The organism is Arthrobacter sp. R4-81, from assembly GCF_054792365.1.
Genome location: NZ_CP096445.1, coordinates 1,480,811 through 1,506,706, shown reverse-complemented (window position 1 = coordinate 1,506,706; position 25,896 = coordinate 1,480,811). Strand labels below are relative to the sequence as shown.

The 25,896-nt window shown below is 61.2% G+C and carries 18 protein-coding genes, 1 tRNA gene and 1 pseudogene; 9 read left to right on the top strand and 11 right to left on the bottom strand.

The features are described 5' to 3' along the window. The first annotated feature begins 58 nt into the window (after nucleotides 1–58). From M1E05_RS07090 to M1E05_RS07075, 4 genes are all read left to right on the top strand, one after another. On the top strand, nucleotides 59–610 hold the full coding sequence (locus tag M1E05_RS07090) for an Lrp/AsnC family transcriptional regulator (RefSeq protein WP_458111528.1): 552 nt from the start codon (nucleotides 59–61) through the stop codon (nucleotides 608–610). Between the two features lie 85 nt (nucleotides 611–695). After that, complete coding sequence (gene corA, locus M1E05_RS07085) at nucleotides 696–1,691, top strand: magnesium/cobalt transporter CorA (protein WP_461164850.1); 996 nt, start codon at nucleotides 696–698, stop codon at nucleotides 1,689–1,691. 6 nt (nucleotides 1,692–1,697) lie between these two features. Continuing rightward, on the top strand, nucleotides 1,698–2,159 hold the full coding sequence (locus M1E05_RS07080; protein WP_461164849.1) for a hypothetical protein: 462 nt from the start codon (nucleotides 1,698–1,700) through the stop codon (nucleotides 2,157–2,159). A 117-nt stretch (nucleotides 2,160–2,276) separates the two neighbouring features. Beyond that, nucleotides 2,277–2,579: a DUF4193 domain-containing protein gene (locus M1E05_RS07075; RefSeq protein ID WP_461164848.1), complete on the top strand. Its 303-nt coding sequence runs from the start codon at nucleotides 2,277–2,279 to the stop codon at nucleotides 2,577–2,579. 44 nt (nucleotides 2,580–2,623) lie between these two features. Here the strand turns inward: M1E05_RS07075 and M1E05_RS07070 are convergent. Together M1E05_RS07070 and M1E05_RS07065 are read right to left on the bottom strand one after the other, a co-directional pair. Continuing rightward, nucleotides 2,624–2,696: transfer RNA gene (locus M1E05_RS07070), tRNA-Ala, on the bottom strand. Nucleotides 2,697–2,741: 45 nt separating this feature from the next. Next, a complete protein-coding gene (locus tag M1E05_RS07065) occupies nucleotides 2,742–3,542 on the bottom strand; it encodes an SDR family oxidoreductase (RefSeq protein WP_461164847.1) in 801 nt (266 codons plus the stop codon). A 260-nt stretch (nucleotides 3,543–3,802) separates the two neighbouring features. Here M1E05_RS07065 and M1E05_RS07060 point away from each other — a divergent pair, with 260 nt between their 5' ends. Together M1E05_RS07060 and M1E05_RS07055 are read left to right on the top strand one after the other, a co-directional pair. Then, entirely contained in the window at nucleotides 3,803–9,535 is a 5,733-nt protein-coding gene (locus M1E05_RS07060; RefSeq protein ID WP_461164846.1) for a family 78 glycoside hydrolase catalytic domain, read from the top strand. Then, nucleotides 9,528–11,153 (top strand): CAP domain-containing protein, encoded by a 1,626-nt coding sequence (locus M1E05_RS07055; RefSeq protein WP_461164845.1) that lies wholly within the window; start codon nucleotides 9,528–9,530, stop codon nucleotides 11,151–11,153. Before M1E05_RS07060 ends, M1E05_RS07055 begins: the two co-directional genes overlap by 8 nt. Nucleotides 11,154–11,274: 121 nt before the next feature. Here the strand turns inward: M1E05_RS07055 and M1E05_RS07050 are convergent, their stop codons facing one another. The 3 genes from M1E05_RS07050 to galU form a co-directional block, all read right to left on the bottom strand. Beyond that, on the bottom strand, nucleotides 11,275–12,258 hold the full coding sequence (locus M1E05_RS07050; RefSeq protein WP_461164844.1) for a hypothetical protein: 984 nt from the start codon (nucleotides 12,256–12,258) through the stop codon (nucleotides 11,275–11,277). A 134-nt stretch (nucleotides 12,259–12,392) separates the two neighbouring features. Further along, nucleotides 12,393–13,010 carry a GNAT family N-acetyltransferase gene (locus M1E05_RS07045; protein WP_458111535.1) on the bottom strand — a complete coding sequence of 206 codons (618 nt, stop codon included), beginning with the start codon at nucleotides 13,008–13,010 and terminating at the stop codon, nucleotides 12,393–12,395. 6 nt (nucleotides 13,011–13,016) lie between these two features. Beyond that, nucleotides 13,017–13,922, bottom strand: coding sequence for a UTP--glucose-1-phosphate uridylyltransferase GalU (galU, locus tag M1E05_RS07040; protein ID WP_458111536.1), 906 nt, complete (start codon nucleotides 13,920–13,922; stop codon nucleotides 13,017–13,019). A 95-nt stretch (nucleotides 13,923–14,017) separates the two neighbouring features. On the opposite strand from galU, the gene M1E05_RS07035 reads away from it, so the two are divergent. From M1E05_RS07035 to cpaB, 3 genes and pseudogenes are all read left to right on the top strand, one after another. Continuing rightward, a complete protein-coding gene (locus tag M1E05_RS07035; RefSeq protein WP_461164843.1) occupies nucleotides 14,018–14,641 on the top strand; it encodes a 5-formyltetrahydrofolate cyclo-ligase in 624 nt (207 codons plus the stop codon). A gap of 127 nt (nucleotides 14,642–14,768) precedes the next feature. Next, a pseudogene (locus M1E05_RS07030) lies at nucleotides 14,769–15,020 on the top strand (FmdB family zinc ribbon protein); the annotation flags it as partial. A 302-nt stretch (nucleotides 15,021–15,322) separates the two neighbouring features. Further along, nucleotides 15,323–15,946 (top strand): Flp pilus assembly protein CpaB, encoded by a 624-nt coding sequence (gene cpaB, locus M1E05_RS07025; RefSeq protein ID WP_461164842.1) that lies wholly within the window; start codon nucleotides 15,323–15,325, stop codon nucleotides 15,944–15,946. Between the two features lie 33 nt (nucleotides 15,947–15,979). Here cpaB and M1E05_RS07020 read toward each other — a convergent pair whose 3' ends face one another. The 6 genes from M1E05_RS07020 to M1E05_RS06995 all read right to left on the bottom strand — a co-directional run bounded on the left by M1E05_RS07020 (nucleotide 15,980) and on the right by M1E05_RS06995 (nucleotide 25,876). Further along, the gene (locus M1E05_RS07020; RefSeq protein WP_461164841.1) at nucleotides 15,980–20,182 is read right to left on the bottom strand and encodes an AAA family ATPase; all 4,203 of its coding nucleotides are present in this window, start codon (nucleotides 20,180–20,182) and stop codon (nucleotides 15,980–15,982) included. Between the two features lie 196 nt (nucleotides 20,183–20,378). After that, on the bottom strand, nucleotides 20,379–21,968 hold the full coding sequence (guaA, locus tag M1E05_RS07015; RefSeq protein WP_247046415.1) for a glutamine-hydrolyzing GMP synthase: 1,590 nt from the start codon (nucleotides 21,966–21,968) through the stop codon (nucleotides 20,379–20,381). Between the two features lie 119 nt (nucleotides 21,969–22,087). Next, complete coding sequence (locus M1E05_RS07010) at nucleotides 22,088–22,597, bottom strand: DUF3817 domain-containing protein (RefSeq protein ID WP_461164840.1); 510 nt, start codon at nucleotides 22,595–22,597, stop codon at nucleotides 22,088–22,090. Then, entirely contained in the window at nucleotides 22,594–23,517 is a 924-nt protein-coding gene (locus tag M1E05_RS07005) for an SURF1 family protein (RefSeq protein ID WP_461164839.1), read from the bottom strand. Before M1E05_RS07005 ends, M1E05_RS07010 begins: the two co-directional genes overlap by 4 nt. 73 nt (nucleotides 23,518–23,590) lie before the next feature. Beyond that, nucleotides 23,591–24,079, bottom strand: a complete 489-nt coding sequence (locus tag M1E05_RS07000; RefSeq protein ID WP_458111542.1) for a PTS sugar transporter subunit IIA — start codon at nucleotides 24,077–24,079, stop codon at nucleotides 23,591–23,593. Nucleotides 24,080–24,124: 45 nt separating this feature from the next. After that, complete coding sequence (locus M1E05_RS06995; RefSeq protein ID WP_461164838.1) at nucleotides 24,125–25,876, bottom strand: glycerol-3-phosphate dehydrogenase/oxidase; 1,752 nt, start codon at nucleotides 25,874–25,876, stop codon at nucleotides 24,125–24,127. Between the last annotated feature and the right edge of the window lie 20 nt (nucleotides 25,877–25,896).

The following is a 25,896-nucleotide window of genomic DNA, read 5'->3' as shown; positions in this document are numbered from 1 at the left end:
TGTAAGACTTGATCAAAACAGTCAAGGCCTGACCGTGGTAATGAGCCGGAGTGACGATTTGAACCAATTAGATCCCACGGATTTGAAGATCCTGCTGGAACTGATCCGGGACCCGCGGATCCAGATCGGCGAACTCAGCGAACTGCTGGGGATCGCCCGCAACACGGCCCAGTCCCGGGTCCGGCGAATGCTCCGCTCCGGCGTCCTTCACGACGGCGGTCGCGAAATCGATCTTGAGGCGGTGGGATACGACGTCGTCGCCTTTGTCACGATCGAAGTGACACACCGCGAACTCGACGGCGTCGTAGGCGCCTTGCGCCTCCTGCCCCAAGTGCTGGAAGTCCATGAAATCTCAGGCCGGGGAGACGTCTGGTGCAGGGTGGTTGCCACTGACACCCACAATCTCCAATCGGCCCTCCGGTCGGTTCTTAGGATCAAGGGGGTGATCCGCACCGAGACTGTCCTGGCTCTGCACACGCACATTCCGTACCGGACTGAACCGTTGATCAGCCGCCTTGCCCAGGGCGATACGCTTGCCCGGCAACAGACTCGGGGCAAAGCCTCGGCGGGGACATCCCCGTCCCAAGAGGGGAATAGGATTTCCACATGAGAATGGCGCTACCGTTTCCCGACCACCTGGCTGCATCCGAGCCCCCGAAGGTCTCCTCCTGGCTGGGTGACGGGATGTATTTTTCGTGACGATCATCGACAATGCCGTCTACGTGGACGGGGTGCGCAGCTCACAACCTCACACCCTTGAGCAGACGTTTGAGACGCTCAACGAGCATGGCGGAATGGCATGGATCGGTCTATACCGCCCCACTGAAACCGAAATGGCAGAAGTGGCGGAAGAGTTTGGGCTCCATGAACTCGCCGTCGAAGATGCGATCTCCGCCCACCAGCGCCCCAAGCTTGAACGGTACGGTGACAACCTTTTCACAGTGTTGCGGCCTGCCAGATACATCGACGAATCCGAAACGGTGGAATTAGGCGAGCTGCACATCTTTACCGGGCGAAACTTCGTGGTCACCGTACGCCACGCTGAAACCGGTGGGGTTGCCCGTGTCCGGCGCAGGCTCGAAAGCAAGCCGGAACTGCTCGCCCACGGGCCGGAGGCCGTCCTTTACGCCCTCATGGACCAGGTAGTTGATGACTACGTTCCAGTGGTGGCCGGGCTGGAAAACGATATCGACGAGATCGAGGACCAGCTTTTCAGCGGCGATTCCCATGTCTCCCGACGGATCTATGAACTGGCTCGCGAGGTCATCCAATTCCAACGTGCCATCCATCCGCTGCCTGGCATGATGCAACTCCTCAAGCGGGGGTTCGATAAATACGAAGTGGAGACGGAACTCCAGCACAGCCTCAGGGACGTTGAGGACCACGTTGAACGGCTGATTTCCCGCGCAGATTCCTTCCGTGACCTGTTGCAGAATGCCTTGACCCCTGATGGCACACTGACGGCCAACCGGCAAAACGAGGCCAGTGCAGAACAGAACGAACAGGTTAAGAAGATTTCCTCCTGGGCGGCCATTTTCTTCGCCCCGTCCTTCGTAGCGGGCGTTTACGGCATGAACTTCGACTTCATGCCGGAGCTTCACTGGGAGTTCGGCTACCCGATGTCCCTGGCATTGATGGCGGGCATGGCGGGACTCATGTACGTCATTTTCAAGAAGAAGGGCTGGCTGTAGCGCGGAATGACCAAGACAGTGAATTCCGAGTGGAACCAGGGTTTTCGCGGCGGACGCATCATCATCCCCGGTACGGCGCGCCAATTGGGTGCTTTCGGGCTCTTCCGGCCTTCGCCCTCGAAGGGACAGTCACACGGGCACACCGTTCTTAAGCACGCCGAGGGCGGAGTTCTGTGGATAAGCCTCGGTGAACTGCTGGAGCAGAACGTCCCTTTGCCGGAACTGACTGACCTGGCGGCCACATTTCGGACGTGGGTCCTGGACGCCCATGCACCGGAGATATTCAGCGGGTCCAGCCCCGTGGCGAAGCGTTTTGTTGACGTCGCTGCCGTCCTGGAGCGTTGCGACGTCACCGTGTTTCTTGTCTCAGCTAGCCCACTGCCTGTGGGGTCGGACAACCCGTTTTCCGCCCTTGAAGTGGTTGAATCCTCAGAAGTTCTGCCAATTGAAGGTGTCCACGGGTCCTGAGGAACGCCTGGGAGGTTCATAAGGTGGTCTGGATGCAGGCAACGAACAGGCAGTACTTGCATTCATGATGTACCGTTCTATCCCGACAGGTTTAGGCGAAGCAAAAGGACATATCAGGTGGCAACGGACTACGACGAAATCCGATCAGACGTCGCGGAGACGCGGAACGCATCACTCGAGGCGCTCAAGTCTGCGAATTCTCCGGATGCACGGAGCGTCGTGCGGGAACTTGACGAGACGGACACGGTAGACGGCGTTGAACTTCCGGGTGCCGATTTGTCCGGTGAGGAACTGAGCATTGAGGTAGTCCCGCAGAAGGCGGATGAATTTACGTGCTACTCATGCTTCCTTGTTCGGCACCGTTCACAGATCGCCCGCGAAAAGGGCGGACACTCCTACTGCGTCGACTGCGAAGGCTGAGAACTTCCACGCTCCAGGCAGGGCCCCAACGGGCCCTGCAAACGTGGAGCTAAGGGGATTCGAACCCCTGACCTCTTCGATGCGAACGAAGCGCTCTACCAACTGAGCTATAGCCCCCGACAAGAACATCTTTAAGTCGGATCCAGTACTGCCGTCCTTAGGCTACAAACTATCCGCATTCTTTGCCAACCAGGCTGGGAATGTCTCACGGCCAAAGGTTTGTTCAGCGATCAGGTTCTGCCCCTCACGAAGGTACTCACCCATGCTGCCTGGCAAAGGCAGCTCAATAACTTTTCCACGGGCATGGGTCGCCGTCTGCCAGATTTGTGCCATCGACCTCATTGGCAGAATCTCAGGACCCCCAACCGTACGCACGCGATGAGGCTCCCCAAGCCGGCTCCCCAAAGCCTCCTCGAGCAGGGCAGCGGCTGCTTCTGACGGGGAAATAGTCTGGAACCTTGCACCTTTGAACACCGGCATCAGCCGCACCCGCGAACCGGCATAGAACACCTCCGCCAGGAGACTGTGGAATTGCGTTGTCCTGACAACGACCGTTTCCACGTCCGAGCCGGCATACCTTCGTTCCTTTTCCGCTTTTGACCGTTGGTAGCCCAGGCGTACCTGATCACAATTGATGATGGAAAGCAGCACGACCTTCCTCACGCCTTCCATCTTCGCGGCGTGCAGCAGCCGGTCTCCCCCATCGGCAAAGCCCTTAATCGCCTTTCGTGACCGCCCTTCCAGGCAATCAACCACGACGTCGGCATCCGCCAACGCTTCTGCGACCCCCGACCCCGTGGCGACGTCCGCAGCCCAGTAGGCGGCGCCGTCGTGGTGCTTTGCCGTGCCCGGCATCGGTGGACGACGGCTGAAGGCCGAAACCTCTATTCCACGACCCAGTGCCTGCCGGACAACCTCGGTGCCAACCTGCCCGGTGCCACCGGCAACACAGATACGAATCATGTTCCGAGGTTACGGCCAGGGAAGAGATCATGCACTATCACGAGACCCGGAGAGCGAACCGCAACTCGACTCGATTGCTTGACTTGATTAATCTGTGGCGTAAATGTAATGAACTGAGACCGGGCGGAGGGGCTACTTTGAGGTCCTCATGCTGATATCCTCTGATCGGAATTCAGTGTCCCGCGCGCTACCTGCCAAGGTGCGATTTACCTCGGTGGTAGATCGAGAGTTCCACATTTTGCTTTTTTTGGGGGGACTCCTTGGCTCGCAACGCTGTTCGCCGTCGACTGCTGGCTGTTGCCATCGTCACCGGCTGTCTCTTTTCGGGCCTGTCCCCGTTAGCCGCTGCTTCAGCGCTGGAGGCCGCCCAGGACCCGTCGTCGTCTGCCACAGCAGCATTGACCGCCGGCAATCTTAAAGTGGAACACCGCGCGGACCCGTTGGGGGTTGATGCCCAACAGCCCAGATTCAGCTGGGAGATCCAATCCGCAGCACGGGACAAGGCCCAGTCGGGCCATCAGATCCAAGTCGCATTAAGCAGGGAAGCTCTGGCTGCCGGAACCCCGGATGTGTGGGATTCAGGCGTGCGGCCAGGAGACGCCCAGAACCTGGTCCGTTACGAAGGCCCGGGCTTGTCCTCGGCGACTCCCTACTACTGGCGCGTCAAAGTCTGGGATGAGGCCGGCTCAGAATCCGCCTGGAGCGCAATCGGTACCTGGACAACCGGGTTATTGAAAGCTGAGGACTGGAAAGCATCGTGGATCAGTCCGGCATCCACCGCCGCAGGGGGTTCTTACCTCCGGAAGACTTTCACCCTGCCGGCCGAACCGCTTCGGGCTACCGCGTTCGTCTCAGGGCGGGGAATGTTCGAGCGTCCTCTGGATTACCAGGGATACTGCTGCCTCCAGACAGCAACCCTGGCGCGCGGCATCTATGAACTGAGCGCCAATGGCAGCAAAGTGGGTGATGCCGAGCTGGAAGCCCAGCCAACAGACAGCCGGGTCAGGTCGCTGTACAGGACGTGGGACGTCACCGGGCAGCTGCAAGCGGGCCCGAACGCTTTGGGCTTCCTCATCGGGGAGGACTCCGATGTGATCCTCCAAATCAACATTGAGTGGGAATCCGGACCCGCCACCGTCATCACCACGGACGGCACGTGGACGTCGCGGCCGGGCCCTGTAACCCGTGCACACAAGTTCCACGGGGAAACCTTCGACGCGCGGAAGCAGCTCGCCGGCTGGGATACCGCCACGGGAGGTGGGTCTGGCTGGAGTACGGTGCGCAGCAACAGCGTCCGGGGGACTTTGGAAGCGGCACCCAACAGCCCCATGCGCGTAGTCAATCAACTCCCGCCCCTCAAAACTCACCAACCGGCTCCGGGCGTTTATGTGGTTGATTTCGGTAAGAACATTTCAGGGAGCGTCGCCCTCTCACTGAAAGTGCCGGCGGGACGCACTGTCACCGTCAAACACGGTGAGCGCCTCCACAACGGCAGGGTCAACAATGGAGTGATCCAGGCCAACCAGACCAGCACGTTCATCGGTGACGGCAAGACGTCCCAGTTTGCTGCCCGCTTTGGTTACGCAGGGTTCCGCTGGGCGGAAATAACAGGGCTGGACGCCGCTCCCCCTGCAGGCTCAGTAACAGCGCGGGAAATACGGAACGACGTCGCTCCCACTGGGACGTTCAAGGCTGCCACGCCTCTCCTGAATTCGCTGCACGACGCCAACATGCAAACCCAGGTTAACGGCCTGCACGGAATCCCGGAGGACACACCCACACGCGAGAAGCGCGGTTGGATGGCCGACGCACACCTGGCGGCTGAAGCGACCATCAACAACTACGATATGGCGGCGTTCTACACCAAGTTCATCCAGGACATGGAGGACGCCCAGAAGCCTTCAGGCTTTGTTCCTGACATCGTGCCTATCGAACAGGGCGAATTCTGGAACACCCAATCGGACCCGGTCTGGTCAGCCGCAACTGTCCTTATCCCGTACTACGTGTGGAAGAGCTACGGGGACACGGATGTCCTCGCCGGTCACTACGACTCCATGAACCGCTGGATGGCACACACCCAAAAGTCCACTGATGGCTACCTCATCACGAGGCCGAGCCACACCTGGGGACAGGACTGGGTTGCAGACGAGGATACAGACAGCAAACTGTTCCAAAGCGGATTTTATTATCTGACGGCCAAGCTCATGGCTGAGATGGCCAGCAAACTGGACAAACCAGCGGACTCTGCGAGGTACACAGCCCTCGCCGGCAAAATTGCGGAGGCCTTCAACTCACGCTACTTCGACGCCGGACGGGCCAGCTATGGAGTTAGCCAGTTTTCCAACGCCCTGCCCCTGACCTTGGGCATCGTCCCGGCAGGCCGGGAGGATGAGGTGGCCAACACCCTCGTGCATCAGGTGATGGTCCTGGGTGGGGGACACGTACGTGGCGGGCTTCCAGGCGCAAAGTACATCGTTGATGCGTTGGAGATGATGGGTCGCTCCGACGTTGTCAACACCGTGGTGGCCCGTACAGACAGCCCCGGATGGGCCTACATGCTCACGCATGGACCAGGTTCAATCTGGGAGGAATGGTATGGCTCGCCGTCCCTGAATCACCCCATGTTCACCTTCATCGACACCTGGCTCTACTCCTCCGTGGCCGGTATTTCGCAATCCCCGGCCGGCGGATACCGCGAGATCGTCTTCGATCCGCGGATTACCAAGCAACTGCCTTCTGCCGCCGGTTCCATCCAGACACCATACGGTGAGGCAAGTTCCACATGGGTCAGGGATGGCGACAGAACCACCTACTCCATCTCGGTTCCCGTTGGCGCCAGCGGGAAGCTGGTCCTGCGCAACACCGCTCCAGAAGCAGTAGCCGAGTCAGGCGAGCGTGCTGTCGTCGGCAACGGCATCCGATCGATAGAAGCAGCTGATACGGATACGATCGTCACCCTGGGCTCCGGGACATACAACTTCATGGCCGACCCCGCCCTCGCTGACCTCGTGACCGCATCGGGCACAACCGGCGGAATTGCTCATGAAATAGCGGCCATGGACGCGGCGACCCCAGGGTCCAGCGGGCTCCGCAAACCGGCAGAGGAAACCGCCGGCCAGGTGAACGGTGCACTCGAGGCATATCTGGAACCCACCGGAGATCCTGCGCCCCAACTGCAGAACGCCATCTCGGCAGCCCGCACCTTCAGCGCCGCCGTCACCCAGGCCCGTGCTGAAGGGCTTCCCGCCGCCACAGCCGATTCCCTCTCAGTTCGATCGGCGGCGACCATTCATCAGCTTTCGGGGGCTGTTGCAGCCTCCGGTGTCACCGTTACGGCTGAAGCGGTGGAAGGCCAGCTAGCGTCCGGTGGCAGCACAGACGCCGTTGTCAAAATCGTAAATACGGGAGACACGGCACTGGTTCAGGCCAGCGGCGGGCTGTCCCTGCCGGATGGATGGTCAGCCCGGGCAACTTCCCCATTCCCCGCCGAAATCGCGCCGGGTGGGGAGGGCAGTGCAAGCTACAGCGTTTCAGCCCCCCGGGGCAGCTCAGACGGAAGCCATACCGTTCTCGCTCAGGTCTCCTTCAAACGCGGCGACGACGTCGTGAGCAGGAGCGCAAAGCTGGATCTCTCCATTGGAGCCCACCTGCTCGCATCAGGCGCTGAAATGCGACCGGCTGTCACCGAGGGAGGTGCTACGGGTTATGCAGCTGTCAGGCTGCGGAACCTGCTGACCTCCACCGATCAGGCTGTTCGTGTCTACGCTGCCCACCTCCCCCAGGGATGGACTGCACAGCAGGCTGTGTCCGCAGTGATTCCCGCCGGTGCGGATCACACAGTTTTCGTTCCGCTGGACTCTTCGGGGTCCGCCCTCAGCGGCACGGTTGAATTGTCAGTCTCGGACGAAGCCGGTTCTGTCCTGGCCACTGCCCAGACGGTGGCCCTCGTACGGGGCAGCCGCAACTGCAGCCTCGATGCGACCGGTGAATCCTGCTTGCCCGGAAGTTCAACCATGCTGGGCAATTTCGAAAATGGGAACCTGTCGGAATGGTCCGCGGGGGCTGATTCAACACTGGCCGCTGGTCTCATCCCCGGGGCAGAAGGGGCTGAGGCGCGCGTGGGGCATGGAGCCCTGAATGTCTCTGCTGTGGCACCCTCCGCTGCACCTGGATGGCGTGAAACCTCCGTCACGTTAAGGGATCCGGTGGGTACCGGCACTGCTTCTGCCCTCCTCGCGTCTCTGAGGATGACAGGCACGCCGGACGGTGTCCATGAAGCAAGGATCCGGGCCACTGACAAGTCAGGCCACAGCTCCGAACTGATCCGCAGAGTGGCCCCGGGCTCCTGGAACCAGTTGGTGCTGCCTACCGTGGAAGCGGGGCTTGAGAACATAGCATCCATCAGCATCGGGCTCCGATCCACGATTCCCGGAGCTGATTCGCCAGGCTTCTCCATTGACGACGTCCGGGTCGACTACGGCCGGGGCGGGGTGAACTTCGCCGCAGGAGCGGAGGTCGAGACTGTTGATTCCTTGGAGTCCGACGCTTGGAAGGCAGACTTCCTGGTAGATACACAGACGTTCAGTACCGCCGAAAGCCAAGGCTATCGAACCCCCGACAATGGACCTCATTCCGTAACGGTCGACCTCGGTGCCGGCAGGAACCTCGGCTCTGTCATTCTCCACCCCGTGACGACCGTTCCGGGCCAGGCACCTGAGCTGCAGGACCAGAATCTGCCTGCTTCCGTTCAGGTGGAAGTCTCTGCCGATGGCCGGCAGTACCAGCCAGCGACCGTTAGCCCGCCCGGATCATCCCCGGCCGGGCCCCCGTTTGAGTTCAAACTCAGCCCTGTCGAGGCCCGCTACGTGAAAATCACCAAGACGGCCGAAGCAGAAGGATCACCCGGCGTACCTCTGTCTCTTTCTGAGATCGAAGTGTTCGGTGCCGGTAATACCGGATCGGGCCAGCCTTCTGACCAGACAGTGGACCAAGGGCAGGCCGTCACCTTCACCACCCTGCCCGGACGGCCGGGAACATCCGTTAAATGGCAGCGTGCTGATGGCGCCGGACAGGTTTTCCGAGACATCCCTGGAGCCTTGGGAAGCACAGTAATCTTGCCCGTTCCGGTGAAGTCCGACGACGGCAGCCAGTTCCGCGCCGTCGTCGCCTCCGCGGACGGTACCGTTCTCAGCGAAACGGAACCGGCGACGCTGACTGTCAGGCACGTTCCCCTTGAGGTAACAGCCCATCCAGAGGACCTCTATCTGGCTCTGGACAATGCAGCCGGAGGAGAATTCAGCGGCTCATTCGCCGGCTCCGGAAGCCGTCTGCACTGGCAGAGCAGCGAGGATTCCGGTGCGAGCTGGAGGAATATCAGGGATGCAGGAAACGACTCACTTTCCGTCTCCTTCCCGCAGGGCACGGCCCTTCCGGCTGAACAGTTCAGGCTCGTGGCCACCAACCTCCTTGGCGAGCGGGTAGTCAGCCGGGCAGCCCGTGTGGATATCGCCCAGGCCCCCAGCGTGACCGCGACTGCTGTTAACGTCGCAGCCCAACCTGGACAACCGGTCGAACTGCGCGTCGAGGCGGAGGGAGCGCCTGCACCTAAACTGACCTGGTTCACCCAGGCGGATCCAGGATCGTCCTGGGTGGAGGTAGCCGAAGGCTCGGAGGAAAGTCTCCGGGTGGAAGCTGACGCCGTCCGCAATGGTGCCCGGTACCGGGCAGTAGCTGAGAATACCTTTGGCACCGCTACGGGATCGGAGATTATTGTGTCCCTTCTGACTCCGGCCAACTTGCCCGCCGAAGCCCTCAGCCCCGTGGGTGACAAGGCTGCGGAAGGCTCCGGTGCCCCGCTCTCCGTAACAGGAGTAACCCTCACACCGCTCCTCATTGCCTCCTTACTGCTCCTCGCCGGCTGCCTCCTCATAGCCGCACAACGTCTTAACCTCCGCCGCCATGCAATACGAGTCCAAAGGAACGCCAATGACTGATCTGAGAGCAAAGATGGCAAAGGGAGTGGCGGTGGGGACGTTGGCAGCCACCCTTGCTGCCGGGCAGTTGCCAATAGCTGCTGCTGCCGTCCAGTCGGCCCCTGCCTTGCGGAACGGGACTGTTGTGACGGCAGAGGAAACCCCTGCGCCGGAAACCCCAACTGCCACCGCAACGCCTCCCGCCGCAGGTGGTACCAGCAATGAACCCGCGCCCACCAGCCCTGCTCCAGCCGCTGAACCCACAGTCACGGCAGCCCCCGAGGGCGCGCCCACTCCGGGTTCCAGCCCCACGACTGATTCCCAGACCACTCCGGAAGCAACGGCCCCGGCAATCACAACCGAGGCTACGCCCGCTCCCCAGCCCACTGCTCTTGGCCAGTTCTCCACAGAGGCGCTGATGCCTGTATCGGTCCAGGATCTGAACACCTTCTTCGAGTCGCTGAACGCTTACCGCCGGTTGCACGGTGTCCCCGCCGTCGCCCTCAATTCCACAGTGAGCACCGACGCCCAAAACTGGGCCAACTCCCAGGCCGATTTTCCAAAAGCTGAGCCGGTCCCCCTGGACAATCTTCCGGCCGCAGCCAAGTACGGGCAGGTTACCGGCACTGTCTACAACGCCGCCGGACCCACTGCCAAGCAGCTCCACGACCAGCTGGTTAAGGACTTCGGATCCACAACGGCTCAAACAATGCGCGATCCGAAGTACTCGGAAGTAGGAATTGCAGCTGTCCGAAGCGGTCAAAACCTTTATGTCTACGAGGTTTTCCTTGAGAAGGCTGCGGAGAAATTCCCCACTGACTACGTCCGCTACTCGTGGTCTCCCGCGATCTACTCCGTCAGTTACACCTGGTCGGGCATGGTGTGGAAGAAGCTTGAGTACGCGGATTGGGCTGCCGCAGGATTCCCGGCACCGCGGATCGCAGGTTGGATTCCGGGTACCCGCGTTTTCACTTTTGCACCCGCGCCGGAAATTTATGCCACCTCCGCTGACGGCATTACCCATCTCCTGACGTATCGCGAATGGCAGGACATGGGCTACAAACAGCCTGAACGGACCGCGGGGAGTTTCGTTAAGTATCCGTGGTCAGGCAGCATCTACTCCGTGGAATTCCGTAGTCCTGCCTGGGTATGGAAGCGACTCAGCTACCCCGACTGGCAGCAGCTGGGAATGCCACAGCCGCAGATCGCGGGCTACATTCAAGGCACGACTTACTACCAGTACTACGGCTCCGGCGAGATTTTCGCCAAAGGCGAGGACTCAGTGATTCATAAGATGACGCTGCCGGAATGGGAAGCCGCTGGAACCCGTCCCTTTGCCCGCCTGGCAAGTGCCTACTACAAAACCTCCTGGTCCGGGACCATCTACTACAACGCAAATGTGAATGTGGAGGGTAGCCGGCCGATCGGATATGCAGAATGGTCGCAGGCGCAGTTTCCCACCCCGACAATCAATCAATTTGTCCCCTTTTCCTTCTACTGGAAGTACACCAGCTCCGGAAACATCTACTACCGGTCCCCGGGCGGGCAAGACATTCTTATGACTTACCAGGAGTGGCAACGGGCCGGAACACCATGGCCTCGCCCCTATACCAGCAAGCCTGCGGCAGGAGAGCGCTAGTCCCTGGGCTTACCCGGCAAGAGAGGCTGGTCCTCAGCTTGCCGGGCAAGCCTGTAATGGAAGGGGCAAAGGGGAAACTGCACCGCTAAGAACGGCCGCGAGAAAGTATGCGGAAGGCTGATCAGGCGCGGCGGCGCTGAAGAACGTCATCCAGGTTGCTCAGTGCGCTTTGGGGCTTCGTCACTGGCTGCTTAGCCTGTGGTGCCGGAGGGGCAGCTGACGTGCCCTGCTTCAGTGAAGGCTTTCCGGCTGCCTTGGGGGCCTCCGGCAGTTCAAGGGGTTCCGGCGCTGCGCGCTCAGCTTTGGCCGCCTCAACATAAGTCGGCTTCGGCACCTCCACGGGCTCCCAGCTGGAACCCAGCCCACCCGGCACATCGGCCGACATAAACGGACGCCGGACGCTGTGGTCCCCTGACGCCACTGCTTCAGCCAAGGCAGCCTGCCGAAGTTCCAATGCGGTCAGCGGTTTGACCTGCCGGCGGGAAGCTTCGGCATCAAATAAAGGGATGTCATCATCCGAGCGGGTTTTCGTATTGCTCTTCGGGGCATCAAATGGGTCTCCAGAGGCCCGGTCCCTGCCTTGGCCAGTCGGCCCGGGAGCACTCATGGCGGACCTGAAAGCAGCTTGCACTTTGGCGCGCCGGTCCCGTACCGCGAGCCGCCGAAGCAAAGCAACTGTCAGCACGGCCGTTGCCAGAGCAGTAAATGGCAACCAGACAGGTCCGATACCGAAAAGACGAAAGACTCCGGACGTGGCCGCCGCCAGAAGGGACATCACTCCGATCAGCGCAAGGGCGCACCGGCCATAGCGGATCCTGAACTGTTTGGGAGGCACCGCAGACTGGCGTTCCGAGTCGCGGGGCGCTACTCCCCTGGCGGATTCAGTACCGGGCACGGTGTCCATGGTTTTCTCCTGCTGGACGGCCATTTTCAGGACCGTTCCGGCTTGGGGGTCTGTTATTTCGACGTCGACGGGTTCCAAAACTGCCTCACCGGCGGCCTGGAGCTGCTGCCGGCCATTACGAAGCACATAGGGGGCAACCCATACAATCCAGAGCGCGACAGCGATAACAAGGATCACTGAGCTGCTAAGAGGGAAGTCCACACTCAAAACGGTATGAGCAATAGATGAAGCGGGCTTGCATTGTCCACGGTGTGTCGCAGGTCGGTGTCAAAATCAGTGGTCTATTTCCGGCTGTACCCGTCCCGCCGTCTTCCCTCGTCTCTTGAAGCTGAATTCTAGCGGGGACGGTTTTGGAGCCAGCGGTTGAGAATTCCTTCCGGAACTTCTTCAGTTGTGAGGGCGAATGACCGGTGGTCGGCCCATTCGCCATTGATGTGGAGGAAGCGTGGCCGATACCCCTCATCCCGGAAACCAAGCTTCTCGACAACACGGAGGCTGGGTCCGTTATCAGGCTTGATGTTGATTTCCATGCGATGGAGCCCCAGGGTACCGAAGCAGTGGTCAGTGGCCATCGCCACCGCCGTGGGAGCAATCCCCCTTCCAGCATGGGACCTGTCCACCCAGTAACCGAGGGTTGCCATCATGGCAGAGCCCCAGACAATTGACGAAACAGTCAGTTGACCGATAATCACCGGTTCGCGGACACCTGGACTCCACTCCGTGATCAAAAAAGGCAGCGCAGTTCCTTGGGCCGCCTGGATGTTGAGCGATCTGACCATCTGCCGATAGCTGGGAAGTTGACCGCCCGGCATCGGATTTGAAGCCTCCCACGGAGCCAGCCAGTCCCTGTTGCGGGAACGGACCTCTGTCCATTCCTTGCGATCCCGATAGCGGATGGGACGCAGAACGAGCTCGCCGCAGCTAAGCGTTACCGGCCAAATGGAACTGCCCATCTACAGCTATTTAGACAGGCTGGCAGTGAAGTCAGGCAACCAGTCCCGAAGCCCGGGACCAAGGTCCTCGCTGTCGCAGGCCAGTTCCACGCAGGCTTTCAGGTAGCTCAGTTTGTCACCGGTATCGTAACGCCGGCCCCGGAAAACAACACCGTAGACTCCATAACCATCGGCGTCGCCGGCAGCCAGTTCCTGCAGGGCGTCGGTCAGTTGAATTTCTCCGCCCCGGCCAGGCTCAGTGCCTTCCAGCACTTCAAACACGGCGGGGTGGAGGACATAACGGCCGATCAAGGCCAGGTTAGAGGGGGCCTCGTGCGGTTCGGGCTTTTCGACCAAGTGCTTGACCCGGACGTAGCTCTCGCCGTCAAGCTCCTCGATGTCTGCACACCCGTAGGAGCTGATCTGGGAAGGTTCCACCTCAATGAGCGCTACAACTGAGCCACCCGTTTTGGCCTGTACTTCGATCATGGTGCTGAGCAGTTCATCCCGGGCATCGATGAGGTCATCGCCCAGGAGCACGGCAAAGGGCTCGTATCCGACGTGTTGTTTGGCACGGAGGACCGCATGCCCAAGTCCCTTGGGGTCTCCTTGCCGGACATAGTGAATGTCGCCCAGGTTGCTGGCTGCCTGGATGGACTCCAGTTTGGTGGTATCCCCCTTGGCCTCCAGCATGGCTTCAAGAGCCGGGACCCGGTCGAAGTGATCCTCCAGTGCGCGCTTGTTCCTGCCCGTAATCATCAGCACGTCACTGAGGCCCACATTGACAGCCTCTTCGACGACGTATTGAATGGCCGGCTTGTCCACGACGGGGAGCATTTCCTTAGGCATTGCCTTCGTTGCTGGGAGGAATCTGGTTCCGAGACCCGCGGCGGGGATGACAGCCTTGCGGACGGATGCGTTGGTGGTAGTCACTGGACTAATCTAACGGAGGCGCCAGTTATTGGGTAATCATTCAAATGCTCCGGTTGCCCACGTAGAAGCGGTGGCGGGGACTGAAAGGCACTCCAATGTCAGTGAAAGAACTGTTGCGTTCCCGGCATCGGATGGCACGTGCTGCCATGACTGAAGATGACCGAAACCAGGCAGGCAATGACCTCGCCCTCCAGGGTCTGGCGTGGGCCAACCAGCAGGTTTCGGAGCAGCTGGCTTCCGGTAAATTGCGAACAACGGGATCGGCCACCTTTGCCGCCTACCTCGGAGTTGGGACGGAACCGCCCACTCTCCCCCTCATCAATGCGCTCCACGCGGCCGGCAACCGGATACTGCTGCCGGTCTGCCAACCTGAGCGCAGATTGAGCTGGGTCTACTGGTCACCCGAGTCCGCGTTCACTAGAAGCAAATACGCCCCGATACAGGAGCCAATCGGGGAACAGCATGGCTTAGGTGTTGTTGGCTCCGCAGCGGGAATTTTCCTGCCAGCCACGGCTGTGGACCGGGCGGGCAACAGAATAGGGCAGGGCGGCGGCTACTACGACCGCCTACTGGCGGACCTCAATGAGGGTGGATGGAATGTTCCCGGAATAGCGGTTGTTTATGACAGCGAGGTGTTGGCAGCGGGTTCCATTCCAGCCGAAGCCTTCGACCGGCCAGTCCGCTCCATCCTGACGCCGTCGGCGATCATCCAGCTGTGATGGACGCGAATCGTCGGGATGATAGAATTAGCACTCAGGCCCTGCGACTGCTAAAGGCGGGCATCCGGAAACGGAAATCCGCCAGGCAGCACGGGACCTGATCGTTTGCCCAAGAGGAGGAATTTCAGTGCCCACGTATGCATATGCCTGCAAGGACTGCAGCCACGCCTTCGACATCGTGCAGTCATTCACTGACAGCACCCTTACCTCCTGCCCTGAGTGCCAGGGAACCTTGCGCAAAAAGTTCAACAGTGTCGGAGTTGTGTTCAAGGGCTCCGGCTTCTACCGGACGGATTCCCGCGACGCCAAGGCCGGCGGCGTTGCCGCTTCTGCCCCGAGCACCGCTGCAGCGGCCAGCACTTCGGCCGCCGCTTCTTCGGGCACCGCTTCCTCCAGCGCAGCCTCCTCAACCACCGGTTCCAGCACTGGTTCTTCCAGCACACCAGCGTCTGCCGCGGCCAGCTGACGCTCGCTTGGTAGGTCGTCAACTGCCCAGGAGCATTCCACAACCGCAGCAGTTTTCCACATAGGCGCCAGCCACTCTGTTTCAGGCCATTCGGCCCTCTGTAGCTTGGCTGTATGCCGCTTAGAGGAACCGCCCGTGCCAACGCTCCAGACTTTCGTGGTTCCCGTTCGCGAAACTCCCGTAGTGGGCCACATTCGGGCTCACCTCAACGCAGAATGCTGGGCTGGCTCAACAGGAACCGTCGGCTTGCCGTAGCGCTTTTGCTCAGTGCAGCAGCTGGCATCACTGTCCAACAGCTCACCCCTGCTCCTGCCCAGACACTGAGTGTCATGGCTGCCGTCCAGGATCTTCCCACAGGCAGGACGCTTGGCCCTGACGACGTTATGGAGGTCCATCTTCCCTTGGAGCTCTTGCCGGAAGGGTCCTTCACGGACTCCACCGGGCTAAAGGGAAAACAACTGGCCGCACCTCTGAGGAAGGGGCAACTGTTCGCCGATTCCCACCTGGTGGGACCAGGTCTCCTCACCGGAGCGCCGCCCGGTTCTGCAGCCGTCCCGCTCCGCTTGGCGGATCAGTCATCCATCCAGCTTCTCACCCCCGGGCAACTCATCAACGTGGTCCTGACCGGAGGGAACGGCTACGAGCAGCAGGCTTCGTCCGAGGTCCTGGCGGAATCCGTACCGGTTCTCTGGACCTCGGCCCAGGGCGGCAAGACCGGTCAATGGCTGGAAAATGAAGACGCCGACGGTCTCATCGTCGTGACAGCCAACCCGGACCAGGCCGGCCGCCTTGCGGGGGCTTCGACGAAAGGAAAACTGTTCTTCGTTCTGGTGGGCTGACCTTCCGGCCATTGTGTACGGACCGGCAAAAGATCAGTCCCAGTGGGGAGGCTTCTGTTCCTTGAGCCAGGAATCGTGGTCGTACCCGGACGCTTGATCTCCCCATCGGCGGGGATCATCTTCGGAGGCTTTATTGGGCAGGACATCGCTCGACGCCGCGCCGGTCAGGACCGGCCTGGCTGTGCCCCGTTCCTCGCTGGGCGCGCTCTCCGTTTCGGTTTTGCGGGTTTCGGCCGCCCGACCCGCAGCAGCCTCCGAGGAGTTTTGGCTGGCCCTTTGGGGCACCGGCGGTTCATTGTTCTGTTTCATGGCCTGACGTTCCTCTCCCCCACGATCCGGGGCAACCGCGTTCGCTCCGCGGTCAGTCGCTCCCCGGCCAGTGGTTGCAGAGTCAATCGTCCCATGCTCCGCCGTTCCATGGTCAGCCGTTCCATGGTCAGTGCTCGCATGGTTGATCGCCCCGGAGTCCAGTGACAAGCCGTCCACGTCTTCATCCAGGAAGCCCACAGCTGTTGACCGGGAGGACGCCATCGGCTTTTCCAACCCCAGGTAACCTCCGATACGGTCTGCGCAGGCTGAAGGGTCAGTGAAGACCTCAATAGTCCACAGCGACAGATACCTCCAGCCAAGCCGCTCCAACAGTTGCGGTCGGAGCCGGCTCCGTTCACGGACACTCATAAGCCTGTACTGCTCGGTGCCATCGGATTCGATGGCAACAGGGCGCGGTATCTCAGCGTCTTCCTGCCCAATGGTGTTCATTGGATCCGCAGCGGCCACAACGTCGAGAACGCCGTCGTACTGGTGCCAGACCCTTGCTCCACGAGCCCGCAGACGGTCGCCGAGGTCCGCGACCAGAGGGTCAGCTCCCAAGGCCTGCTCACTGGCAGCGGCGCGCGACGCCGGAGTGCCCAGATCGGTATTGCCGGCGATTTCGCGGTTCAGCAATTCATAAAAGTTGAGGGCTCCGTAGCTCAACCGGCTGACATCCAGATCTTCGGGCCGGAAGCAGCTCAGGACATGCATCGACCTCCGGGCCCTGGTCATGGCAAGGGCAAACTTGGCACTGCCGCCCTCGGCCGACAACGGTCCGAACGTGTGAAGCGCACGCCCATGGGGAGTCCGGCCATAGCCCGGGGAAAAGATGACATGATCCCGGACAAGGCCTTGTGCGCGCTCCAGGTCAACCACGCGGAATGATTCAGGCCCTGCGGTGAAAAAGCTGGCAAGCAGCGGATAGTTGGGAAGCTGCAGCCGGATAGCTTCACCGATGCGTGCTGCATGGCGAAGACTTGCAGTGACCACCGCCAGGGAGGTCCTAGGACGGAGGCGTGCGTGCTCGAAGACAAGCTGTACAGCGCGGTTGACTTCTGCAGCCGCGGATTCCACCCCTTCGTGATCGGCGCTGGGCAGACCCGTTCCGTCCGGAAGGTACTCCACAAACAAGGAACGATCCAGGCCGGTTGCAGCTTGTCCCTCGGGCAGGCGGCGAAGTTCGCCGTCGTAAAAGCTCTTGCTCAACTGCAGCACGAGGTCCTCGTCCACCGCACGGTACACCGAACGCAACCGAGTGACCGGCAATACCGCTGAAAGTGCTGTGTAGGCGCTCTCAACGCCTTGGAAGGGTGTTTCGCCGGCGGCCAGCCGTTCAACACCTACTGTGAACGTCCGTGGGCTGGCAATCTGGTCATCTCCAAAAGCTATGACTTGCCGTGCGCGGGCAATGGCAGGCAGCACGGCCTGCAGTGAAGTGGCTTCAGCGTCAAGGATCACAACGGCATCGAAGCGCTGGTCGACGGGGAGGAGCCCGGTCAGCAAATATGGGCTTACCGACCACACTGGTACGAGCATGGGCACGAGGTCCGGAGCCTGTGCCGTCAAGGCGCTCAAAGTGATGCGTCCGTCCTTCAGCAGGCTTCTGAGGAGGTCGGCCTGGCGTGCGTGCTGTGCGATTCCAGCCCGCCACCGTTCGGCCAGCTGCCACCGGAGCCGTGCAGCGCCGCTGGCGATGTGGGCGTTATCTGCCAGCCTGTACTCTGCTTCAAGCTGGCGCAGGGCTTCTCCGTCGGACATAGCAAGGTAGTCATCGCCGCTGATCATGGCTTCCAGTGCTGACTGCCACCAGGCGAGCTCGAGTTCGGCAGCTACACCATCCGGGGACACCTCACGCTCGGCAAGGTCGGTCAGGAGCTCCCCGAGGCCGTGTTCGCGCATGTTTTCAATCAGCAGCGTTCGCTCGGGAAGCGTCTTGAGGGTCCTGCTGTCTGCCACGAGGCTTTCGAGGCGTTCCATCAGTTCCTCGTACCGGGCGTTTTGGAGGTCGCCCCCGGCCGCCGTGTGGGCCAGGGCCGTGCCCAGCTGGATCAGTTCCCGTTCAAGACCCCGGTACATAACATTCATTTCGCCCAGCCCTGAAGGCACCGCAGGGTGACGTTGGGTTGTGGCATAGTTTGCCCAGAGAGCACGCTGGTCCTGGACCAGCACCAGTGAGCTGTGGAGGTCGGCAATATGGACGCCCGGGCGTACATATTCTTTCGCTACCCGGCGCAAGCGTGACCGTTGCATGGAGGGCATGTCGATACTCCGCTCCCGTCGCCAGGCGGAGGAAGCGGTAGCCGAGATAAGGTCGTGGACTGGGCGGTCAAAGATGTCGGGGGTGAACTTGTCCAGGCTCTCCCGGACAGCCATCAGCAGTTCGAGCTGTGCCCCCCACTCGGAGAATGTTGAACCCAGGCTGATTTCGGCATGTTCGGCTACATCCCTCATTCGGTCCCGGAGCATCGGCAGCTTTTTCTCAATGGATCGGGCCACTTCGAGGGCTTCTTCGGTCTCCTTCCGGGTCACCAGACGGGCCCCGTGCCAGGGGCTGGTGGTGGAAGCACGGCTGAAGCTGCCAAGTTCGGCGGCACGCTTGAGCCGTCCGGCGAGTTCGGCACGGTCCCTGATGCTGTCCAGTACGCTCCGCTTCAGCCGGACGGTAGTAGCAGGAGCCGGCTGAATGGACGTTAACTCAGCCAGTGACTGCATGGCCTGGTATGGGGAGCATCCCCAACGCTGGCGGACATTGTGGAGGGAAGCAACGTGGTCCTGCAGGGCATGGCGGTGCTCAGTCAGCGTCTTGTGAAGATTGTCCAGCTGGGGTTGGAGAGACTTCTCGTTCCGCACGATGGCGCGGATCAACTGGCCTTTCAGCTGCAGCGGGGCGGCATTGCCGGAGAGTTGGAAAAGGATGGATTCCAGCGCCAGGCTCTCCAGCTTCGAGGATATTTCGCCAAGGCTGGCGCGCCTGTCCCCCACCACAAGAACGGACTTGCCCTCGTCAACCAACGCACCGATGGTGTTGATGGCGGTCTGCGTCTGGCCGGTGCCCGGCGGACTGCTGACCAGCAGCGAGTCACCGGCGCGCACGGAGTCCACGACGTACTGCTGATCCATGTCTGCGTCGAGGAGCAGCAGTTCGTTGGCCGGATCCCGCTCGTCGAGCGGGGGAAAGCGGTCTTCCTTGAGGGCGGGAACATCCAGAGGCTCCCCTGCGGCGGCCTTTGCCAACGCAGCCACCAGGGCGTTGTTCGGATTGATCCAGGGATCATCCAGGTTGCCGGAGAGGTCAGCGAATGTGGAGACCAGGAGATTGTGCTCTACTTCGGCGCCGTGAATGGGCTTCACCAGGGTTGCAAGCCGGTCGAGAACTGGCTGAGGATCAAAACGTGCGGTGCTGTAGGCCATTCTTGTGACGGCGTTTACATCGAAGACAATGCCGTGGACCTTCTTGAGATGCCGGATAAGGGCAGGATTGATCTGTGCTTGTTCTGTCAGCTGGAGTTCGTAATCATCTTCACCCTGCCGGATGGTGAGGGAGATGGCTGTGAGCATCACCGGCGCAGAGATCCGCTGGGGCTTGCCTCCCACTGCCGAGGTCCACACGACCGTTCCGGCGGAAAAGTAGGCGGCGTCGATTCCCCGATCATTGCCGAGTTCAAAGATCTTGGAGCGGAGATTGCGTGAGGCTCGGGCCGCTACGACGTACTGCTGGCGGTCCCGGATCAGGGTAGACAAGCGGGTCCGCCGCCCAGCCATCAGTTGCGCGAGCCCTGAGGGATGGGCGTTGGTCAGGTCGATGGAACCTTCAGGGGTTTTGGTGAAACGAAGCATTGTGTCTGCACCGGTTACCGGTTTGAGCCCCGACAGCCATTTCCTGAACTCCTCAGAGCCCTCTGGGTTGTCTTGCCCTACTGACACTGCTGCCTTCTTTTCTATGCTCGCGTTTTCTGTGCTCGCGCGTGACGCCCTGGACCATACCGGCATAGTTTCGAGCGTAGCCGGAATTGACCGCCTGTGAGACTCCGCAACACTGGGGCCGGCAAAATTGCACGGTTTTAGCCCATCCCGACAAAAAAGTGGCCGGCCCCCCGCTGGAGACCGGCCACTCAGAGGACTACTCCCACTCGATGGTTCCCGGGGGTTTGCTGGTCACATCCAGCACCACACGGTTCACGCCCTCGACTTCGTTGGTAATCCGGTTGGAAATCTTAGCCAACAGTTCATAAGGCAGCCTGGACCAGTCTGCGGTCATGGCGTCTTCCGAGGAAACCGGACGAAGGACGATCGGATGACCGTAGGTGCGGCCGTCGCCCTGAACACCAACGCTTCGGACGTCCGCCAGCAGAACCACCGGCATCTGCCAGACTTCGTTGTCCAGTCCGGCGGCGGTAAGCTCTGCACGTGCGATGGCGTCAGCCTTGCGGAGCAGGTCCAGCCGTTCCTTCGTGACCTCCCCCACGATGCGGATACCAAGCCCGGGCCCCGGGAACGGCTGGCGTCCCACGATCTCCTGCGGCAGCCCAAGCTGGGCCCCTACAGCGCGGACCTCATCCTTGAACAGGGCACGGAGCGGCTCCACAAGCTCAAACTGCAGGTCTTCCGGAAGGCCGCCCACGTTGTGGTGGCTCTTGATGTTCGCTGCGCCTTCGCCGCCGCCGGATTCGACGACGTCCGGGTACAGAGTGCCCTGGACGAGGAACTTGATCTTCTCACCGTGAGCAGCAGCTTCAGCGATGATTGCCAGCTCAGCTTCTTCGAAGGCGCGGATGAATTCGCGGCCGATGATTTTGCGTTTTGTTTCCGGATCGCTGACGCCGGCAAGCGCAGCCTGGAAGCGCTCCTGCTCGTTGGCCACATATAGTTTGACGCCGGTAGCCGCAACGAAATCGCGTTCCACCTGTTCGGCTTCGCCCTCGCGGAGCAGTCCGTGGTCCACAAAGACGCAGGTGAGCTGATCACCTACCGCGCGCTGGACCAGTGCAGCCGCCACGGCTGAATCCACTCCGCCCGAGAGTCCGCAGATGACCCTGGCATCACCGATCTGCTTCCGGATCCTGTCAACCTGCTCTTCAAGAATGTTCCCTGTGGTCCAGTTGGGCTGCAGCTTTGCGCCCTTGAACAGGAAGTTTTCAAGGACCTGCTGGCCGTATGCGGAGTGTTTCACTTCCGGGTGCCACTGGACGCCGTAGAGGCATTTCTCTTCATTGGCGAACGCCGCAACTTCAGCGCCAGCCGTCGTCGCCAGTACTTCGAAGCCTTCCGGCGCTTCGTGCACTGAGTCGCCGTGGCTCATCCACGTGTTCTGGTGCTGGGGCATCCCTTCCAGCACGGAGCGGCCTTCACCGAGGATGGTTGTCTGGGTGGACCCGTATTCCCGCAGCCCTGTTTTGTCCACCTTGCCGCCAAGGGCGTTCGCCATGGCCTGGAAGCCGTAGCAGATGCCGAAAACGGGAATCCCGGCCTCAAACAGATCGGCGCCGACGCTCGGGGCACCGTCCGCGTACACGCTGGACGGGCCACCTGAAAGGATGATGGCGGCGGGGTTTTTGGCCAGCAGTTGCTCGGTGCTGTAGGTATGCGGAACCACTTCCGAATACACATTCGCTTCCCGGACGCGGCGGGCAATCAGCTGCGCGTACTGGGCACCGTAGTCAACAACCAGCACCGGCTTCTGGGAAGTCTGGGATGCAGTGGGAGTAGTCACTGTCCTAGGGTACTTGGCGCTGTTGCCCCGACGCACCTTGAGAAGCCGCCTTACGCGCCTTCTGCGGCCGGACGTAAGGCAACTCACACCCTCGGCGTCAGCAGTGCAGGGGGCCTGGATCAGTAGCGCTTGGACGCCTGCGGGTTGGCAGCGAGTTCTGCCTCCACTTCAGCATGGAACTTCTTCTCGACGATGAAGGAAAGGAACGGCACCACACCGCCCAGCGCAAGGATGATCATCTTCATAAACGGCCACCGCATCAGGGACCACAGGCGGAAGTTCGACATGAGGTAAACCACGTACATCCAGCCGTGGACAATGAGCACAGTTACAGAGACGTTGAAGCCTTCCACCACGCCCTTCGGCTCGGCGTCAGCGAAACCGAAGCCATGGGGCTGCCCCGTGACTGCGTCAGTACCGCCGGCAAACAGGTACTGACCGAAGCCGTACCGGGCGATCAGTTCAGCGCACAGGAGCAGCAACATTGCGCCGGTCAGGTATGCGAGGACCTTGTAGAACTTCAGTGCGGAGCGGATCTGCGCCTCGGTGCCGCCAAATCGCCGCTTTTTACCTTTTGACCCGGCTCCGCCGGGAGATTGGGGCTGGATGGCGGGCTTGGGCTCGATCATGGTTGTACCTTTTGTTCAGAAGGGCTGGGCTGGTGTTCGGGTGCGCCGGCAGGTTGTCCGGGTGCACTGGGGGTTTGGTCAGAGGGCCTGGGCTGGGTGCGGGCATAATGCCCGTCATCTTCCGGGAGGGCGCCGTCGTCGTCGAATTCGTCTTCAAGGCCTCTGCGGTAGTCGTCTTTGACAAGGCGCCACCAGATGAACAACGCGAAGCCCGCGAAAACGACCCATTCCACGGAGTAGAAAAGATTGAGCCAGTTGACCTGCTGGGGCGGAGGCTGGGCACCAATATTAAGGGGCTTCAGGTCACCGGATACGGCCGCCGCACTGACGTCGGAGCTTCCGGCCATTTCGACGGTGGCAGCCATGAAGCCAGGGTAGCTGCTCACCTCCCAGACGTTGATGAGTTCCGCCACCGAAACGGCTGTCGCCCGGCCGGGGCCGGCGTCTGTGTTGGGCAACGGGGCTTCGGAGGGCAGGAGCCTGCCCGTCAGTTCAACAACGCCCGACGGCGGCGCCGGCACCTCTGCGGGATCCGCCACCCAACCGCGGGCGACCGGAATCCACATTTGAGGCGACGCCCCTGCACCGGACAGAAGCGGGGCATCCTGGACAGCGAAGGCATTCACCACCCAATAGCCGGTGGCCCCATTGTTCAGCCGCCCTGGAACCAACACCTGCTTCCGGGGGTCGTAACTCCCTTTGGCAATGACCATCTGGTCCGCAACTGAACCGGGGAAAAACGTACCCGGCTGCAGCGTTGCGGTCAGCGGACGTACGTCCTCCGTCCCTGTTGAAACCGGAACCTCCACCTGGGTGGACCGGCCAAACTGCCATTGGCTCAAGAGAACAAAAACACCGGAAACGGCGATGGCAAATACCAGGCCTAAGATCCAGCGGGGTTTGAGCGCAGTTTTCAACACACATTAACCGTACTTCGTCGCCGCGTAGAACAACGAAACGCGCTGGAATCCCGACGCCCTGCTGAACTGTTCCTCAGTGGTCGAAGAAGACGAGACTGGAATTGATGAGCTCGGCAATGACTTCGGGATCGTAGGCCCGGCGAAGCGACTCCCGGAAGGATTCCTTGGACAGTGACCTCGCAAGGGTGGCCAGGACTTCCAAATGGTCAGAGAAGGAACTTGCCGGTGTAGCGATCAGCAAGATGACCGTTGCCGGGCCGTCGGAGGCGCCGAAATCCAAAGACCTGCCATACTTGGTGACTCCGACAGCTATGGACGTCCGCTGCACAAACTCACTGCGTGCGTGGGGCAGTCCCACTCCTCCGGGGAGTCCCGTAGCGAGCTGGTGTTCCCGGGCGTTGACGTGGCGGAGGAAACCCTCAAGGTCCGAGACACGTCCGGCAGCGTGGAGCCGTTTCGCCAGCTGGACAGCGGCATCGGTCTTATCCTTGGCGTCCAGCTCCAGAATCACCATCTCGGGCGTGGTGAGTTCTGCATCGTAGCGGTCAAGTGGTTCCGCCAAGTGGTGTCCCTTCGGTGCGGCATGGAGGTGCAGGCGGCAGCCCGCTCAGCGCAGCGGAACGATGTCCTCGACTCCCAATCGTGCGGCGTCGGCGGATACATCATCCGGTTGCTCCTGGCTCAGCCGTTCAGCTTCCACCCGGGCAAGGTAATGCTTGATTTCGCTTTCGCGTTGCGCATCGCTCCAGCCAAGAATCTCCCCCATAAGTTTAGCCACGACCGGAACGGCAGAAACACCGCGATCCCAGGCTTCGATCGAGATCCGTGTCCTGCGCGTCAGGACGTCATTCACATGGCGGGCGCCTTCATGTGTGGCTGCGTAGACTGCCTCGGCCTGAAGGTAATCATCAGCACCGGGGATCGGCTCGGCGAGCGCAGGGTTGTCCTTGATCAGCGCCAGGACTTCCGGCGCCATTGAGCCATAGCGGTTGAGGAGATGCTCAATCCTCGCTACGTGGACCCCTGATTCCTCCGCTGTTCTGTTACGCCGGTTCCAGGCCGCCTTGAAGCCGCTGGCCCCCAACAGCGGAATGGTGTCAGTGCAGCTTGGCGGAACCCGCTCATCCATGCTCCGGGTGGCTTCGTCCACTGCGTCCTTGGCCATAACACGGTAAGTGGTCCATTTGCCGCCCGCGACCACAACAAGACCGGGTACGGGGTGCGCGACCACATGCTCACGCGACAGTTTTGCTGTGGAGTCGTTTTCGCCAGCCAGCAGCGGGCGCAGGCCTGCGTAGACTCCTTCGACGTCCTCCCGCGTCAGGGGGCGCTTAAGCACCCTGTTGACGTGGTCCAGAATGTAGTCAATGTCTTTCCTCGACGCCGCCGGATGGGCCTTGTCCAGGTTCCAGTCGGTGTCCGTAGTCCCGATGATCCAGTGCCTGCCCCATGGAATGACGAACAACACCGATTTCTCGGTGCGGAGGATCAGCCCGACCGTTGACTGGAACCGGTCGCGGGGCACCACCAGATGAATGCCCTTGGAGGCGCGGACCTTGAGTTGCCCCCGCTCCGTGACCATGGCCTGGGTCTCATCGGTCCACACACCTGTGGCGTTAATAACCTGCTTGGCCCGGATGTTGAAGGTGGAGCCGTCCTCATGGTTAACAACCTTTGCCCCCACCACCCGTTCGCCTTCCCGCAGGAAGTTAACCACCGATGTCTGGTTGACTGCGTGCGCGCCGTAGTAGGCTCCCGTCCGCACGAGGTTGGCGACATACTTGGCGTCGTCCACCTGCCCGTCGTAGTAGCGGATCGAACCAACAAAGGCGTCGTCCTTGAGGCTTGGAGCCGCCCGAAGGGTGCCTCGCCGGGTCAGGTGTTTGTGGAAGGGAACGCCGCGCGGGTGCCCGCTGGATACGGACATGAGGTCATACAGGGCGATTCCGGCCCCTACATAGGGCCGTTCAAAAAATGGCCTGGTCAGTGGGTACAGGAAAGGCACGGGCCTGGCGAGGTGCGGAGCGAGCTCCGAAAGCAGCAGACCCCGTTCCTGCAAGGCTTCCTTGACGAGCCCGAAATCCAGCATTTCCAGGTAGCGAAGCCCGCCGTGGATGAGTTTCGAGGAACGTGATGACGTACCAGCCGCCCAGTCGTTGGCTTCCACAATCCCGACGTTGAGACCCCTGGTCACAGCATCCAGGGCGGCCCCGGTCCCCACGATTCCGCCACCGACGATGAGGATGTCCAGTTCCTTGCCCGGGCCCGTGGTGGCCCTCAGGGCTGTCAGGGAAGCCTCCCGGGCCTCGGGCCCCAACGCCCCGGCTGCCTGCGGCGAACTGCTGGAAAGACTGCTCATTTCTCGTCTCCATCCACTTC